Raw genomic sequence first — 15,203 nt, 5'->3', positions numbered from 1 at the left:
GCAGGGGCTGCCCTTGTGGATCGGGTGCGGGTCCGCTGTGGCTGAGCGCGCAGTTCCCCGCGCCGCTGTCGGCTGCCCCTGCGGGGCTCGCCGACAGCGGCAGTTTCACTTGCAGCCGCAGGTCGCCAGTGTTGATGCCAGGGCGTCCAGGGCCTTCTGGGTTGCCGTCGGCTCTGTGGGTGGGTCGGAGGCCGTCAGGAAGGCGAAGGCCAGGAGGTGGCCGTCCGTGTCCACAACGGTGCCCGCCAGGGTGTGTACGCCGGTCAGGGTGCCCGTCTTGGCGCGTACGAGGCCGGTGCCGGGCTGGCCGGCGTAGCGCGTGCTGAGGGTGCCGGTGAAACCGGCCACGGGGAGGCCTGTGAGGGCGGCGCGCAGCTCCGGGTGGGCGGGGTCGGCGGCCTTGGCCAGCAGGGCGGTGAGCAGGTCCGCGGTGAGCTTGTCGGCGCGGTCCAGGCCGCTGCCGTCGGCGAACTCCGCGCCCTTGAGCGGCAGTCCGAGCTTCTTCAGCTGCTTGCGGATGGCGGTGCCGCCGCCCTTGAAGCTCGCCGGTTCGTCCGCGGCGACGGCCGTCTGGCGGGCCAGGGCCTCGGCGATGTCGTTGTCGCTGTTGGTCAGCATGCGTTCGACCAGGGCGGACAGGGGCGGGGACTTCACCGTGGCGAGGGCCTTGGCGCGGTCGGTCGCCTTGGAGGGGCCGGGGACCGTGGTCTTGATGCCGCGGTCCTTCAGCAGATCCGCGAACTTCTTCGCCGCGTCGGCCGCCGGGTCCTCGCTGCGCTTCGCGGTGCCGCTTGAGGTGTCGTCGAGCCGCCCCTCGTCGGCCATCAGGGCGGTGACCCGGGCGACATTGGTGTTGTCGAGCCCGATGGGGTGCACGTCGGGGCCCTCGTACAGCGAGGTGTCGTACGAGAGGGTCACCTCTGCACCTCGACGGGCTTTGCGGTCCTTGAGGGCGCGGGCGGTTTCGTCGGCGAGGGTGCGCAGGCTCGCGTTGCCCTCCGCGTCCTTGCGGGCGGTCAGCGTGGGGTCGCCGCCGCCGACGAGGACGACCTCCTCGGTGTCCGGTTCCAGGACCGTACGGGTCTCGATGCGATGGTCGGCGCCCGCCGCGGTGAGTGCTGCGACGGCCGTGGCGATCTTCGTCGTGGACGCCGGGGTCAGCGCGTCGCCCGCGCCCTTGCCGTACAGGCGCTTTCCGGTGGCCAGGTCGACGACGGCGGCCGCGCGTTCGGAGCCCAGCGCGGCGTTGTCGAGGAGCGGGCCGAGGACGTCGGCGAGGGCCTTCTCCGTGGGGGACGGCCCGGCGCCGACGGAACCGCCGAGTCCGGTGAGCACGGACGCGGCGCTGGGGGCGGGCGCCGGCGCCTTTCCGGACGTACCGGACACATGACCGTGATCTGCGCCACCTGCGCGCCCCTGCGATGCGGCCCAGTCGCGCTCCGCCGTACGCTGACCGGTGGAGTCCCAGGGCCCGGCCGCAGTGACCACGGTGGCCGCCACGACGAGTCCGAGGGTGGCGGCGCCCGCCGTGAACTGCACGGTCGACGGCTGCGTGACCAGCGGCTTCACGGCTCCTGCGGCCCGGACGAGCGGTGGCTTCACTGTTCCCACGGCCCGTACGAGTTGCGGTCTCACGGACCGCGCGACCCGCACCACATGCGGTCTCGCGGCCCGCCAAGCCTTCAGCTCTGGCACGACCACCAGCCCCTTTCGCGATCACACACCTGCGTGAGGGACACTTAACCACCAGAACTATGTGCTGATCATGGAGGAGCCACCGGTGGAGTTCGACGTCACGATCGAGATTCCGAAGGGTTCACGGAACAAGTACGAGGTGGACCACGAGACCGGTCGGATCCGTCTGGACCGTCGCCTCTTCACCTCGACCAGTTACCCGGCCGACTACGGCTTCGTCGAGAACACCCTCGGCGAGGACGGCGACCCGCTGGACGCGCTGGTCATCCTGGACGAGCCGACCTTCCCCGGCTGTCTCATCCAGTGCCGCACGATCGGCATGTTCCGTATGACGGACGAGGCCGGCGGCGACGACAAGCTGCTGTGCGTGCCCGCGCACGACCCTCGCGTGGAGCACCTGCGGGACATCCACCACGTGTCGGAGTTCGACCGTCTGGAGATCCAGCACTTCTTCGAGGTCTACAAGGACCTGGAGCCGGGCAAGTCCGTCGAGGGCGCCAACTGGGTGGGTCGTACGGACGCCGAGGCCGAGATCGAGCGGTCCTACAAGCGGTTCAAGGAGACGGGCGGTCACTGACCCCCCGTGGCCTGAGGGCCGCGTGACCCCCACGGGGTCGCGCGGCCCCTTTGTCTGTCAGTGCGCATACTGAGGCGTACCGAATGTGCGATTCAGGAGTCGTGGGTGACCGAGCCGGAGGCGGAAGACCGTAAGCCGCAGTCGGACGAGGCGAGGAGTGCGTTCGTCCCGCCCGCCGGTGTGGTGGCGCAGCCCGCGCCGGTCGAGGAGGAGTCCTCGACGACGTCGGAGTTCGCGCTTCCCAAGGGGCTCGGCGTCCCGCAGGTGCCCGCCACCGACTCGGAGGGGTCGGCGTTCAGCACGCCGAGGACCTACAGCGCGAAGCACGCGCCGCTCGCCTTCACCCCGCCCACCGGCATACCGCGGGTCGATCTCACCAAGGACGTCCCCTGGCAGGACCGGATGCGCACGATGCTGCGCATGCCCGTCGCCGAGCGGCCCGTCCCCGAGACCGTGCAGAAGACGGAGGACGAGGGTCCGGCCGTCCCGCGCGTGCTCGACCTGACCCTGCGTATCGGCGAGTTGCTGCTCGCCGGCGGCGAGGGCGCCGAGGACGTGGAGGCGGCGATGTTCGCCGTCTGCCGTTCGTACGGCCTCGACCGCTGCGAGCCGGGCGTCACCTTCACGCTGCTGTCCATCTCGTACCAGCCGTCGCTGGTCGAGGATCCGGTGACCGCGTCACGGACCGTACGGCGCCGGGGCACCGACTACACACGTCTGGCGGCCGTCTACCAGCTCGTCGACGACATCAGCGACGACCAGACCGAGGTCTCCCTGGAGGAGTCCTACCGGCGGCTCGCTGAGATCCGCCGCAACCGGCACCCGTACAGCGGCTGGGTGCTGACCCTCGCCACCGGGCTGCTCGCGGGCGCGGCCTCCGTGCTCGTCGGCGGTGACGCGATCGTGTTCGTCGCGGCCGCCGTCGGCGCGATGCTGGGCGACCGGCTGGCGTGGCTGTGCGCGGGGCGCGGGCTGCCGGAGTTCTACCAGTTCACGATGGCCGCGATGCCGGCCGCCGCGATGGGTGCCGCGCTGACGATCGCGCACGTCGACGTGCGGGCGTCAGCGGTGATCACCGGTGGGCTCTTCGCGCTGCTGCCCGGACGTGCGCTGGTGGCGGGCGTGCAGGACGGGCTGACCGGCTACTACATCACCGCGGCGGCCCGGCTCCTGGAAGTCATGTACTTCTACGTCGGCATCGTCATCGGCGTCCTCGTGATCCTGTACTTCGGCGTGACGCTGGGCGCCGAACTCAATCCGGACACGGCCCTGCAGTCCGCCGAGCGGCCGTACTGGCAGATCGCCGCGTCGATGCTCCTGACGCTGACCTTCGCGGTGCTGCTCCAGCAGGAACGTTCCACTGTGCTGATCGTGACGCTCAACGGGGGCGTGGCGTGGAGTGTGTACGGGGCCATGCACTACGCGGGCGAGATCTCGCCCGTCGCCTCCACGGCCGCGGCGGCCGGGCTCGTGGGGCTGTTCGGACAGCTGCTGTCGCGGTACCGGTTCGCTTCGGCGCTGCCTTACACCACCGCGGCGATCGGGCCCCTGTTGCCGGGGTCGGCCACGTATTTCGGGCTGCTGGCGATCGCTCAGAACGATGTCGACGAGGGGCTGGTGTCGCTGACGAAGGCGGCCGCTCTTGCGATGGCCATCGCTATCGGGGTGAATCTGGGGTCCGAGATTTCTCGGCTGTTCCTGCGTCTGCCCGGGGCTTCCGCCGGGGCGCGGAGGGCGGCGAAGAGGACCCGCGGGTTCTGAGGTGCGGGTCCTCTTGGGGCGGCTTTGATCGTGGGTGGCTGTCGTTCGTAGCCGGGTGCGGGTTGCCTTTGGCTGATCGCGCAGTTCCCCGCGCCCCTTATGGGGCGCGCTTCGGTTGAGCCGCGTTCGTCAGTTCTGCGGGTAGTTCTGGCCGTACGGGTGGCCCTGGTTCTGGGGGTACTGCTGGCCCTGGTTCGGGTCCTGGGGGTACGGGGGCTGGGGGTACTGCTGCTGGTTCTGGGGCGGGTAGTTCTGGGGGTACTGCTGGGCGTACTGGTCCTGGGGGTAGCCGCCGTAGTTCTGGTCGTAGCCCTGGTCCGGGGTGTAGGGCTGCTGTTGGTACTGCTGGTTCTGGCCGCCGTTGGCGTTGTTGCCGTAGTAGTCGTCCTGGCCGTTCTGACCGTTCTCGTGGGCCGGGGGGATGCGGCGGAGCTGGGTCGTCTGATCGTCCATGACCTGCGGCGCCGGGGGCTGCTGCTGCGGGTTCTTCTTGGACTTACTGCGGGCCCGCATGAACTCGATGATGATCGGGACCACCGAGATGAAGACGATCAGGAGCAGGATCGGCTCGATGTTCTTCTTCACGAAGTCGATCTGGCCGAGCCAGGAGCCGAGCAGTGTGACGCCCGCGCCCCAGAGGATGCCGCCGACCACGTTGAAGATCAGGAACGAGCGGTACTTCATGCCGCTGACACCGGCGATGATCGGCGTGAACGTCCGCACGATGGGCACGAAGCGGGCCAGGACCAGGGACTTGGGGCCGTACTTCTCGAAGAACTCGTGGGCCTTGACCACGTTCTCCTGTTTGAAGAGGCGCGAGTCCGGCCGGGTGAAGAGCGACGGCCCCACCTTCTTGCCGAACATGTAGCCCACCTGGTCGCCGACGATCGCGGCGATGCAGATCAGAACGATGGCGGCCCAGAGCGGGAAGTCCAGCTGGTTCGACGTGATCAGCAGACCCGCCGTGAACAGCAGGGAGTCACCCGGCAGGAAGAAGCCGATGAGCAGGCCGGACTCGGCGAAGACGATCAGGAGCAGGCCCCAGATGCCGAACGAGTCGAGAAGGTAGTCCGGATCCAACCAGCTTGGGCCGAGGGCAAGCGTCGTCGTCACGATTCCGGACTCCTGAGGGTGGTGGATATGCGGCAGGCGAGGGTGTGGCCGACCAAAGTTATCAACGCAGCATGAAGGGTCCAGGTTCCACCGGCTCCTACAGGATGCACTGTGCCCCGACTGGGACAAAGCTGTGAGCCATGGGAATCGAAGAATACGGCGGCGGTCAGGGACCCCAGCCCGACGTACTGGTCGTGACGACGAACGACGTGCCCGGCTACCGGGTCGAGCAGGTCGTCGGTGAGGTCTTCGGACTGACCGTGCGCTCCAGGCATCTGGGCAGCCAGATCGGCGCGGGTCTGAAGTCGATGATCGGCGGCGAGCTCAAGGGCCTCACCAAGACGCTGGTGGAGACCCGCAACCAGGCGATGGAACGGCTCGTCGAGCAGGCACGCGCGCGGGGCGCCAACGGTGTGCTGGCGTTCCGCTTCGACGTGACCGAGGCGTCGGACGTCGGAACGGAGGTGTGCGCGTACGGCACGGCCGTGGTGATGGTCAAGGAATAGCGCGACGGCTGTACGGGGGTAAGGGGCGCCCGCCATTGCGAACGCCCCTTACCGCCCTCCCTCTACTCGCGGGCATTCGCCGATCGCCTCGGGCCTCTTGCCGCCCGCGCCCTCAGGCCTCGTGCCGTGCCGCGTTCGCCGTGATCGCGTCCCTCAGGTGCTCGGCGAGCCCCGGACGCATGGAGTCGTAGAACGCCTTGAACCGCTCGTCCGACATGTACATCTCGCCGAGACCCCGGTGGATCTCGTACGAGCAGTCGTAGAACCACTGGCCGATGTGCTGCCGGTGTTCCTCGGCCATGTCCATGGCCCGCTCCCCCGTGGCGGGCTCGCCGGCCTCCATGAGGGCGTCATAGCGCTCGCCCCAGGAGGCGACCTCGGCCTGCATGCGCTTCCAGTCGTCCTTGGTGTAGCGGGCGGCGCGGCGCTGCGACTCCGCGTACGCCTCGGTGCCTCCCCAGCGGCGCTCGGCCTCCTCCGCGTGCTCCTCGGGGTCCTTGTCGCCGAAGACCTCGAACTTCTCCTCGGGTGTGAGGTTGATGCCCATCGTGCGTGCCTCCATGGCGTGCTCCACGGCCGCGGCCATCTTCTGCAGCTTCTCGATCCGGGCGGTCAGCAGCTCGTGCTGGCGGCGCAGATGCGCGCGCGGGTCCGCCTCCGGGTCGTCGAGCAGGGCCGCGACCTCGTCGAGCGGAAAGCCCAGCTCCCGGTAGAACAGGATCTGCTGCAGCCGGTCGAGATCCTCGTCGCCGTAGCGCCGGTGGCCCGCGTGGCTGCGCTCGCTCGGCACGAGCAGCCCGATCTCGTCGTAGTGGTGCAGCGTCCGCACCGTCACCCCGGCGAAACCGGCGACCTGTCCCACGGAGTAGCTCATCGTCTCCGCTCCCTCCTTTTCGGTACGCGTCCCAGGCTGCGGCCTCACGTCACGTGAGGTGCAAGCCGGAATCCACCGGCCGCTTCCGCCGGACCCGAATCCACCGGGTGCCATGCCGGTTTTACCCGCTTATGACGAGGTGGTGGCCCACCATGGAGGCCCGACCTCACCGACCGGAGGACCCATGCCGCTGCACACCGGCCCCGAGCAGCCCGACGAGCGTCCCGCGACCGTCAACCCCTTCTACGGGCAGGCGAATCCGGTCGGCGGCATGACCGAGGCCCCGCCCCAGCACCGGCTGCCGGACGGGCCGCTGCCGCCCTCCACCGCGTATCAGCTGGTGCACGACGAGCTGATGCTGGACGGCAACTCCCGCCTCAACCTCGCCACCTTCGTCACCACCTGGATGGAACCCCAGGCCGGGGTGCTGATGACCGAGTGCAGCGACAAGAACATGATCGACAAGGACGAGTACCCGCGCACGGCCGAGCTGGAGCGGCGATGTGTGGCGATGCTCGCCGACCTGTGGAACGCGCCGGATCCGTCCGCCGCCGTGGGCTGTTCCACGACGGGGTCCAGCGAGGCGTGCATGCTCGCGGGCATGGCGCTCAAGCGCCGCTGGGCCAAGCGCAACGCCGACCGGTATCCGGGGGCCCGCCCCAATCTCGTCATGGGCGTCAACGTCCAGGTCTGCTGGGACAAGTTCTGCAACTTCTGGGAGGTCGAGGCCCGTCAGGTGCCCATGGAGGGCGACCGGTTCCACCTCGACCCGCAGGCCGCCGCCGAACTGTGCGACGAGAACACCATCGGCGTCGTCGGCATCCTCGGCTCCACCTTTGACGGATCGTACGAGCCGATCGCCGAACTCTGCGCCGCCCTGGACGAGTTGCAGTCGCGCACGGGTCTGGACATCCCCGTCCACGTCGACGGCGCGTCCGGCGCGATGGTCGCTCCCTTCCTCGACGAGGACCTGGTCTGGGACTTCCGGCTGCCGCGTGTCTCCTCCATCAACACCTCGGGGCACAAGTACGGACTGGTCTACCCGGGTGTCGGCTGGGCGCTGTGGCGCTCGGCCGCCGAGCTGCCGGAGGAGCTGGTCTTCCGGGTCAACTACCTGGGCGGTGACATGCCGACCTTCGCGCTCAACTTCTCCCGGCCGGGGGCGCAGGTCGTGGCGCAGTACTACACCTTCCTTCGGCTGGGCCGCGAGGGCTACCGGGCTGTTCAGCAGACGACGCGGGACGTCGCCCTGGGGCTCGCCGAACGGATCGAGGCGCTCGGCGACTTCCGTCTCCTCACCCGGGGCGACCAGTTGCCGGTGTTCGCGTTCACAACGGCTCCGGACATCACCGCGTACGACGTCTTCGACGTGTCCCGGCGTATGCGGGAGCGGGGCTGGCTGCTGCCGGCGTACACCTTCCCCGAGAACCGTGAGGACCTGTCCGTGCTGCGGGTGGTGTGCCGCAACGGGTTCTCGTCCGACCTCGCCGAGCTGTTCGTGGAGGACCTGGGCCGTCTGCTGCCCGAACTGCGCCAGCAGCAGCACCCGCTGACCCGGGACAAGGGGGCGGCGACCGGCTTCCACCACTGAGCGGGCCTTCCCGGCACGGTCGTCCCTTCCGGCACCGGCCCCGCCAGCGCCTCCGCCGCCACCGCCGCCCCCACCTCCGTCGCTTCCGCCCCCTCCGGTCAGTCGCCGTCCCCCAGTTCGAACCGGTGCCAGTGGGTGCCGTCGGCGGATATCCGGAAGGTCCCTGCGCCGAAGCTGTCGGCCCCCAGGTAGCCCAGCGGCGTCACGGTGACGGAGCCCGAGATGCCTCGCCCGCCGCTGCCCCGCTGGAAGGTGCGGCCGCCGTCGGTACTGCGCCAGACGCCGTCCTCGCCGTGGACGGTGAGGCTGCCGTCGGCGGCGACCACCAGGTCACCGAGGCTGGAGCGGGGCTCCGCGCCCTTGCGGTGCCTCCAGACGCGCTGCCAGGTGTGGCCGGCGTCGGTGCTGCGGTGGATGGCCCGCAGGCCGTTCTTCACGGTGTCGTCCTCAGGCAACTGGCCCGTCTCCAGGGCATACAGCGTGCCGTCCGCCTCTGTCACGCGCACATGTGACGCCCGGTCGGCGCCCGGGAGCGGGGCCCTCCTCCACGTGCGTCCCCGGTCCTCACTGGCGGCGAGCACGGGCCTGCCCGTCCGCGGGTCGTCGGCCGCGGCGAAGAGCACGTCCGGCCCCTCCGGCGGGTTCACGGTTCCGGCCGTGAGGGTGACCTCCCCCGCCGGGCTCACCACCCCTTCCAGCGGCGGCTGCGTGGCCAGCACGCGGAACTCACCCGTGTCCGGCAGAACGACGAGCAGTCGGGACCGCTCGCAGTAGCTGTTGTCGTCCAGCACCTTCACGCAGTCCCGGACCAGAGCGCCTCCCTCGGGCACCACCGGGATCGTCCCCGAGGGTTTCTCCGAGCCCGTCCGCCAGGTGCGGCCGCCGTCGGCCGTGAACCAGGTCCGGTACGTCGGCGGCCAGACGCCCTCGGTGATCAGCGCGCGGCCTGGGCCCAGTCCGGTGAGCCCCACCGTGATTCCGAGATCGCCCGTCACGTCCGGCAGCGGCGAGCGCACCGGGCGCCAGGCGTCCGCTCCTCTGTCCAGCACGGCCACGCTCTGCCGGCAGCGCTTCTCCCCGCACTGCGCGAAGAGCGCGAAGCCGCTGCCGTCCGCCGCGAAGTCGACGCCCGACGGACTGCCGGGCAGCCCGGGTGCCGACGGGATCCGGGGAGGCGTCACCCCGGATCCCGCCGGATCGGCCGCGGCGCCCGAGGACCCGGCTGACGAGGCCCCGGCGGGCGAAGACCTCGCGGCCCCCGCCGCACCGCCCCCTCGCGGCTCGGCCTCGGCGCACGCCCCCAGCAACGCCGACACCCCGAGCACCGCGGCCAGAACCGCGGCGGCCCTCCTCCTCAGCCCCGACCACCCCATGGAATCCCCCGATCAGCGACGAACCGATGCCCCGCCGCGCTCCTCGCGCAGCGTCTGCTTCTGGTACACCGCTCGCCGCGATCGGGTTCCCACTTCGTCCCGGCGACTTCGCCGCGGGGGTGACCGACCCGCGCCTGGACCGACCCGTACCGAGGCCTGGCACGAACCGAGGCCTGGCACGAACCGAGGCCTGGCCCGTACCAACGCCCGGCCCGTACCCACGCCCAGCCCGCCCCGGCAGCCACCACCCCGTACCGGTCCCCGCCCGGACCCCCTACTTGCTCAGCGCCCCGAACCTCCGTACCGCCAGCGGGAAGAACACCGCGATCAGGGCGAGCGGCCAGAGCACCGCCAGGAGTTGGGCGTGTTCCGCCGCCCAGGACGTGCTCACCGCGCCGCCTTCGTTGCCGAACAGGTCACGTACCGCCGTGGCCGTCGCGGACATGGGGTTCCACTCGACGGTCGCCCCCAGCCAGCCCGGCATGGACTCGGGAGTGGCGAAGGCGTTGGACAGGAAGCTCACCGGCCAGACCAGGATCTGCACGGTGACCACGAGTTCCGGCTTGCCCGCCACCATCGCCAGGTGGATGCCTATCCACAGCATCGCGAACCGCAGCAGGAGCAGCAGGCCGAGCGCGCCCAGGAAGGCCGCGAACGAGCCGTGCCAGGTCCAGCCGACCGCGAGCCCGACGCCGACGAGGACCACCAGGGAGAGGGCCGACTGCAGCATGTCCGCGGCCGAACGGCCCACGAGGACGGCGCCGACGGTCATCGGCATCGACCGGAACCGGTCGATCACTCCCTTGTTGAGGTCCTGGGTGACCGCGACCATGGTGGCGTCGAGGCCGAAGGCCATGGTCAGCGCGAACATGCCCGGTACCAGGTACTCGCGGTAGTCGCCCGAGATGCCGCTGCCGCCGCCCATCAGATAGCCGAACATCAGCAGGAGCATCACGGGGAACGCCAGCCCCACGAAGACCTGGAAGGGCTGCCGTGCCCAGTGGGCGAGTTCGCGTCGGGTCATGGTCCAGGAGTCGGTGACGGCCCAGCTCAACGACGTACTCACGCGGCCTCCTCGGTCTTGCCGGTCAGATGCAGGAAGACCTCGTCCAGGGTCGGCCGGCGCAGTGCGATGTCCTCGGCCTCTATCCCGGCCTCCTCCAGGGCGCGTACGGCCCCGGCGAGGGCCGTCATGCGGTCGGTGACCGGGGCGCTGAGCAGGCGCCGGTCGGCGTCCACGGAGAGGGTGGCCTTGTCGAACGGCAACAGGGCCACGGCGGCGCCCAGTTGGCCCGCGTCGTGCAGGACGACGTCGATCCGGTCGCCGCCCGTCTTCGCCTTCAGCTCGTCCGCCGTGCCGTCCGCGATGACCTGACCCCGGTCGATGACCGAGATGCGGTCGGCGAGCTGGTCCGCCTCCTCCAGGTACTGCGTGGTGAGCAGCACGGTCGTGCCGCCGCCGACCAGGGAGCGCACCGCGTTCCACACCTCCGCGCGTCCTCGCGGGTCCAGGCCCGTCGTCGGCTCGTCCAGGAAGAGCACCTCCGGTTCGGTGATGAGCGAGGCGGCGAGGTCGAGCCGGCGCCGCATGCCTCCGCTGTACTGCTTGACCGCCTTGCGGCCCGTGTCCCCCAGGCCGAACCGCTCCAGGAGCTCGTCGGCCCGCACGCGCGCGCGGCGGGCACCCAGGTGGTAGAGACGGCCGAACATCTCCAGGTTCTGCCGTCCGCCGAGCTCCTCGTCGAGCGCCGCGTGCTGGCCGAGCAGTCCGATGCGGAAGCGCACCTCGTGTGCGTCGGTCCTCACGTCGTGCCCCGCCACCTCGACGCGGCCCTCGTCGGGCCGCAGCAGGGTGGCCAGGATGCGGACCAGGGTCGTCTTGCCCGCGCCGTTCGGCCCGAGCACTCCGTGCACCGTGCCGCGCCCGACGCTCAGGTCGAGCCCGTCCAGCGCGTGCTTGTCTCCGTACCTCTTCCGTACGCCCTCGACGACGATCACGTCGGTCATCGGGCTCCCTTCACCTTCGAGTAATCAAACTTGACTACCAGCGTGCCGGTGAACCGTATGCCCGTCCGGGCGCTTAGTCAAACTTGATTAGCGAAAATTCTCCGAGCCTGCCGAGCACGCGTGCCTTCACCGAGCGCGCGTCCCCGAATGCGCTCAGCCCGCGTCCCCCGGATGAGGCTTCCCCGTCGCATACGGGTTCTCTTCGTCGTCCGCCAGCACCCCCACGAACGGATCCCCCTCGCCGGAGAAGACGTACGCGCCGCCCCTGATCCGCTCGATCAGGCCGCGGGTCCACTGGGCGCCGGTGTCCGCGGAGGTGACCCAGAAGTTCATGATCTCGCCGATGTGGCCCAGTTGTTCGGGGCCTTCCTCGGGCGTGTAGTACTCGGTCACGCCCTTGCGCCACTCCTCGATGGCGCGCACCCGCTCCTCCAGCAGTTCGAGGACCTCCTCGCGGTCCAGGTCGACCATGAACCCGAGTGCGGCGGTGAGCACGTCCGGCTTCTGGTCGTACGCGGTGAGGTAGTGGCGCAGCAGCGTGAGGTACTCCCCGGTGCCCGCCTCCGTGATCTCGTACTCCGTGCGCGGCGGGCCGCCGGCCGTGGAGGGCGCGATCTCGTGGGCGATCAGCAGTCCCTGCTTCGCCATCTGCTTGAGCGCGTGGTAGATCGAGCCCGGCTTGGCGTTGGACCACTCGTGCGCGCCCCAGTACTCCAGGTCGTTGCGCACCTGGTAGCCGTGGGCCCGGCCGTGCTGGCGCACTGCGCCGAGCACGAGGAGACGGATCGCAGACATGGAGCCAGCGTATGGCCCGTCTCCCCGGCGCCGGGCGGCACCTCACCTCCAGAAGACCTCCAGGGCTCACCCCCAGGAGGCTCCCTGCTCCTGCGCGACCAACTCGAAGGCGGTCTTACCGTCCAGGGACTCGCGGATGACGTCGGCGTGGCCGGCGTGCCGGGCCATCTCCGCGATCAGGCGGAGCATCAGCCAGCGCATCGACACGGCCTCGTCGTCCGGGAACCAGGGCTCGTCGGGCAGCGGGAACGTGTCGTTCAGGCTGGGCACGGAACGGATGAAGTCCTCGGTCTGCCCGGCGACCTTGTCCCAGTGGCCGAGCATCGACTCGACGGTCTCGTCGCCGACGAGCCGGAAGCTGTCGCCCCAGTTCTCCTCGGAGCGCTGGATTTCGGGCGCCACCTGCCGGGCCCGCGACAGCCAGCCCTGCTCGGTCTCGGCGACATGCTTGAGCAACCCGGAGAGCGAGAGTTCGCTGGCGCTCGGGCGGGTCGCGGCCTGCTCGTCGGTCAGGCCGAGCAACGTCCGGCGGATACCCCCGCGCTGCTCGTCCAGGAAGGCGAGCAGCGCCCCGCGCTCGTCGCCGTGGGCCTCCGCGTGCACGTGCATGACCATGAGTGGCCGCCTCTCATCGGGACCTCTTGCCTGCTGACACCGACCAAGTTACGGACCCTTGCGGACAGCTTCTGTCCTCAATAGGAGCCGACTCCGGGCGGAATTCCGGAACCCCGGGCGGAATGCCGGGCTTCAGACCCGCGTGCCCTCCACGACCGGCGCGGCCCCGTGCCGTCGCCTGCGCTGCGTGTACGTGCTGACCGCCCGCCACAGGTCCCGGCGGTCGACCTCGGGCCACAGCGTGTCGGTGAAGTGGAGCTCGCTGTAACTGAGGTGCCAGGGAAGGAAGTTGGAGATCCGGTGTTCACCGCCGGTGCGCCACAACAGGTCGACCTCCGGAAGGTGGGGGTGCGGCAGATGGGCGGCGAGGAGACGTTCGTCGATGTGGTCCGGGTCCAGCTCGCCCGCCGCTGCGGCGCGGGCCAGTCCCGCCGCGGCCTGGACGAGTTCGGCACGGCCGCCGTAGTTGACACACAGCGTGAGCGTCAGCCCGGTCCTGTGACGGCTGTCGCGCGCGCTCTGCCTGAGCGCGTCGGCCAGGTCCACCGGGAGCCCCTCGGGACTGCCCGCCCAGCGCAGCCGGACGTCGAGGGAACGCAGGTCCGAGTCGCGCAGGGTGTCGTGCATCGTGCGGAACAGCCGGGCGACCTCGCTCGCGTCGCGCCGCCAGTTCTCGGTGGAGAACGCGTACAGCGTCAGATGGCTCAGCCCGAGCTCCAGCGCCCCGTGGACGACATCGCGGGTGGCGTCCGAGCCGACGCGGTGGCCCTCGCTGCGGGGCAGTCCCTGCTGTGCGGCCCAGCGGCCGTTGCCGTCCATGATGACGCCCACATGCCGGGGCAGCCGCTCCGCGGGGATGTCCGGCGCGCACTCTCCGCTCGGGTGGGGGCGGGGCGGCACCGGCGGGAGGAACGCCGCGTCGGCCTCGCGCCTGGGCTCGGGCAGGGCCACCACGGGCTCGGCCGGCTGCGCCAGCGCGGCCCGCCGCCAGGCTCGTACGGCACGGACGCGGGCCGGGGCGAGCAGCCGCAGCCGTACGGCCGGGGACAGTTCGGCGGTGCGGTGCAGCAGCGCGGGGCCGAGCCGTCGGGCGGTGCGGACGCGGGCCCGGAACAGATCGGTGGAGGTGCGGAGCAGGACGGCCATCCCCGGGTGCACCCCCCGCTGCAGCGCGGGCTGTTCCAGCCAGTCGTGGGCCTGTTCGGTCAGGCCGGTGATCAGCGCCTCGACGGGCGGTGTCCAGCGGCGGGCGAGGAGGTCGGCCTCGGAGACCCCATGAGCCGCGAGGGCCTCCTCCGGGAGCGTCAGGATGCCGCGGCCGAGGTCGGACGCCAGATCGGTGAGGGTGTCGGTGAGATAGAGGCCGTCGAGGAAGGCCGGCATGGCCTCCAGGTGCTCCTGGCGGACCGTGGTCGGAACTCCGGCCCGGGTCAGGAGAGTCAGGCACCACATCGCCCACGGGGTGTTCTCCGCCTGGGTGCGCAGGCTCCACTCGCGCCAGGTCTGGGGGCGGCGGCCCGAGGCGTCCTCGCGCAACGCGGTGAAGACGGGCGTCAACGTCTCGACGTCGAGTTGCCACGTTCGGATGGTGTCCGCGAGCGCGCGGCGGACCGGATCCGCACGGCCTTGGCCGTCACCCCCGGGCCCGTGGGACGGCCCCGCGCGCGAGGGCCCCGCGATAGGCGGTCCCACGGGCGAGGACCCAGTCTCCGAGAGCTCCGCGCGCAGGGCGTCCACCCAGGCCTGCAGTCTCGCGGCGCGCTCGGCCGGGCTGCCCTCCTCGTCGTCCACGAGGGCGTCGGTCGTCACGGCGGCCGCGTACATGGCCCAGCACGCGGGGCGCAGCGCGGCCGGCATCAGCTGCATGACGGAGTACTCGACGGAGCGGGAGGACCTCACCAGCCGTCGGCAGGACGCGTAGGCGGCGGCGATGTCGGGGGCGGGGGCTGACGCAGGGTCGGGGGCGGCCTGAGGGAGAACGGGGGACAAGGAACCCTTCTTTCACAGCCGTCACGTCGCACGTCACGCCTGGCGATAGGTCGGAAAAGCGGTCGCCGTCGGCCCGGACCGGCCCACGGACCGGCCTGGTGCGGCACTCTCTCAACGACCCCGCACGGCCCTCGGAACGGCCTGGTGCGCCACCCGACGGTGCCCCCTTCCTACCGGTCCCGTCGCCGCGCCGCGCGGGCTCGGCGACCTTCTCGCCCGATCGTGGTACGCCGCCGGGGCGGGGAACGGACATGGGTTAGGTTCCGTAGGCGATCGGTCACCAACAGTGACGCACCGTCAACACAGG

General features: G+C 70.7%; 13 protein-coding genes. 4 read left to right on the top strand and 9 right to left on the bottom strand.

Features of this window, described 5'->3' with window-relative positions:
- Positions 1-105: 105 nt before the first annotated feature.
- Positions 106-1,701, bottom strand: a complete 1,596-nt coding sequence (gene dacB, locus JEQ17_RS26010) for a D-alanyl-D-alanine carboxypeptidase/D-alanyl-D-alanine endopeptidase (RefSeq protein ID WP_200397453.1) — start codon at positions 1,699-1,701, stop codon at positions 106-108.
- Between the two features lie 79 nt (positions 1,702-1,780).
- Here dacB and JEQ17_RS26005 point away from each other — a divergent pair, with 79 nt between their 5' ends.
- Positions 1,781-2,272 (top strand): inorganic diphosphatase, encoded by a 492-nt coding sequence (locus JEQ17_RS26005; RefSeq protein WP_033321679.1) that lies wholly within the window; start codon positions 1,781-1,783, stop codon positions 2,270-2,272.
- A gap of 105 nt (positions 2,273-2,377) precedes the next feature.
- Positions 2,378-4,033, top strand: a complete 1,656-nt coding sequence (locus tag JEQ17_RS26000; RefSeq protein WP_234048374.1) for a threonine/serine exporter family protein — start codon at positions 2,378-2,380, stop codon at positions 4,031-4,033.
- A 129-nt stretch (positions 4,034-4,162) separates the two neighbouring features.
- Here JEQ17_RS26000 and JEQ17_RS25995 read toward each other — a convergent pair whose 3' ends face one another.
- Complete coding sequence (locus tag JEQ17_RS25995; RefSeq protein WP_200397452.1) at positions 4,163-5,146, bottom strand: DedA family protein; 984 nt, start codon at positions 5,144-5,146, stop codon at positions 4,163-4,165.
- A gap of 140 nt (positions 5,147-5,286) precedes the next feature.
- On the opposite strand from JEQ17_RS25995, the gene JEQ17_RS25990 reads away from it, so the two are divergent.
- A complete protein-coding gene (locus JEQ17_RS25990; protein ID WP_055610766.1) occupies positions 5,287-5,652 on the top strand; it encodes a YbjQ family protein in 366 nt (121 codons plus the stop codon).
- Between the two features lie 112 nt (positions 5,653-5,764).
- Here the strand turns inward: JEQ17_RS25990 and JEQ17_RS25985 are convergent, their stop codons facing one another.
- Positions 5,765-6,526 carry a MerR family transcriptional regulator gene (locus JEQ17_RS25985; RefSeq protein ID WP_200397451.1) on the bottom strand — a complete coding sequence of 254 codons (762 nt, stop codon included), beginning with the start codon at positions 6,524-6,526 and terminating at the stop codon, positions 5,765-5,767.
- 184 nt (positions 6,527-6,710) lie between these two features.
- Between JEQ17_RS25985 and JEQ17_RS25980 the strand changes: the two genes are divergently transcribed.
- Entirely contained in the window at positions 6,711-8,117 is a 1,407-nt protein-coding gene (locus tag JEQ17_RS25980) for a glutamate decarboxylase (protein WP_200397450.1), read from the top strand.
- A 98-nt stretch (positions 8,118-8,215) separates the two neighbouring features.
- Here JEQ17_RS25980 and JEQ17_RS25975 read toward each other — a convergent pair whose 3' ends face one another.
- From JEQ17_RS25975 to uppS, 6 genes are all read right to left on the bottom strand, one after another.
- Positions 8,216-9,298 carry a WD40/YVTN/BNR-like repeat-containing protein gene (locus JEQ17_RS25975; protein ID WP_200397449.1) on the bottom strand — a complete coding sequence of 361 codons (1,083 nt, stop codon included), beginning with the start codon at positions 9,296-9,298 and terminating at the stop codon, positions 8,216-8,218.
- 466 nt (positions 9,299-9,764) lie between these two features.
- Entirely contained in the window at positions 9,765-10,514 is a 750-nt protein-coding gene (locus tag JEQ17_RS25970; RefSeq protein WP_200401723.1) for an ABC transporter permease, read from the bottom strand.
- 38 nt (positions 10,515-10,552) lie between these two features.
- Positions 10,553-11,497 (bottom strand): ATP-binding cassette domain-containing protein, encoded by a 945-nt coding sequence (locus tag JEQ17_RS25965; RefSeq protein WP_200397448.1) that lies wholly within the window; start codon positions 11,495-11,497, stop codon positions 10,553-10,555.
- Positions 11,498-11,650: 153 nt separating this feature from the next.
- Positions 11,651-12,292 carry a PadR family transcriptional regulator gene (locus tag JEQ17_RS25960; RefSeq protein ID WP_200397447.1) on the bottom strand — a complete coding sequence of 214 codons (642 nt, stop codon included), beginning with the start codon at positions 12,290-12,292 and terminating at the stop codon, positions 11,651-11,653.
- Between the two features lie 66 nt (positions 12,293-12,358).
- Positions 12,359-12,907 carry a DinB family protein gene (locus tag JEQ17_RS25955; protein WP_200397446.1) on the bottom strand — a complete coding sequence of 183 codons (549 nt, stop codon included), beginning with the start codon at positions 12,905-12,907 and terminating at the stop codon, positions 12,359-12,361.
- Between the two features lie 132 nt (positions 12,908-13,039).
- Positions 13,040-14,896: a polyprenyl diphosphate synthase gene (uppS, locus tag JEQ17_RS25950; protein WP_234048373.1), complete on the bottom strand. Its 1,857-nt coding sequence runs from the start codon at positions 14,894-14,896 to the stop codon at positions 13,040-13,042.
- Positions 14,897-15,203: the final 307 nt, after the last annotated feature.

It is taken from the genome of Streptomyces liliifuscus, from assembly GCF_016598615.1.
In the GTDB taxonomy this organism is placed as follows: domain Bacteria; phylum Actinomycetota; class Actinomycetes; order Streptomycetales; family Streptomycetaceae; genus Streptomyces; species Streptomyces liliifuscus.
The sequence above is the reverse complement of the archived record's forward strand: the minus strand, read 5'-3'. Positions and strand labels throughout refer to the sequence as shown.

Bases quoted from the DNA above. Each gene is read 5' to 3' on its own strand.
- JEQ17_RS25990 (WP_055610766.1), top strand. From the start codon at position 5,287: ATGGGAATCGAAGAATACGGCGGCGGTCAGGGACCCCAGCCCGACGTA.
- JEQ17_RS25985 (WP_200397451.1), bottom strand. From the start codon at position 6,526: ATGAGCTACTCCGTGGGACAGGTCGCCGGTTTCGCCGGGGTGACGGTG.
- JEQ17_RS25980 (WP_200397450.1), top strand. From the start codon at position 6,711: ATGCCGCTGCACACCGGCCCCGAGCAGCCCGACGAGCGTCCCGCGACC.
- JEQ17_RS25970 (WP_200401723.1), bottom strand. From the start codon at position 10,514: ATGACCCGACGCGAACTCGCCCACTGGGCACGGCAGCCCTTCCAGGTC.
- JEQ17_RS25965 (WP_200397448.1), bottom strand. From the start codon at position 11,497: ATGACCGACGTGATCGTCGTCGAGGGCGTACGGAAGAGGTACGGAGAC.
- JEQ17_RS25960 (WP_200397447.1), bottom strand. From the start codon at position 12,292: ATGTCTGCGATCCGTCTCCTCGTGCTCGGCGCAGTGCGCCAGCACGGC.
- JEQ17_RS25955 (WP_200397446.1), bottom strand. From the start codon at position 12,907: ATGGTCATGCACGTGCACGCGGAGGCCCACGGCGACGAGCGCGGGGCG.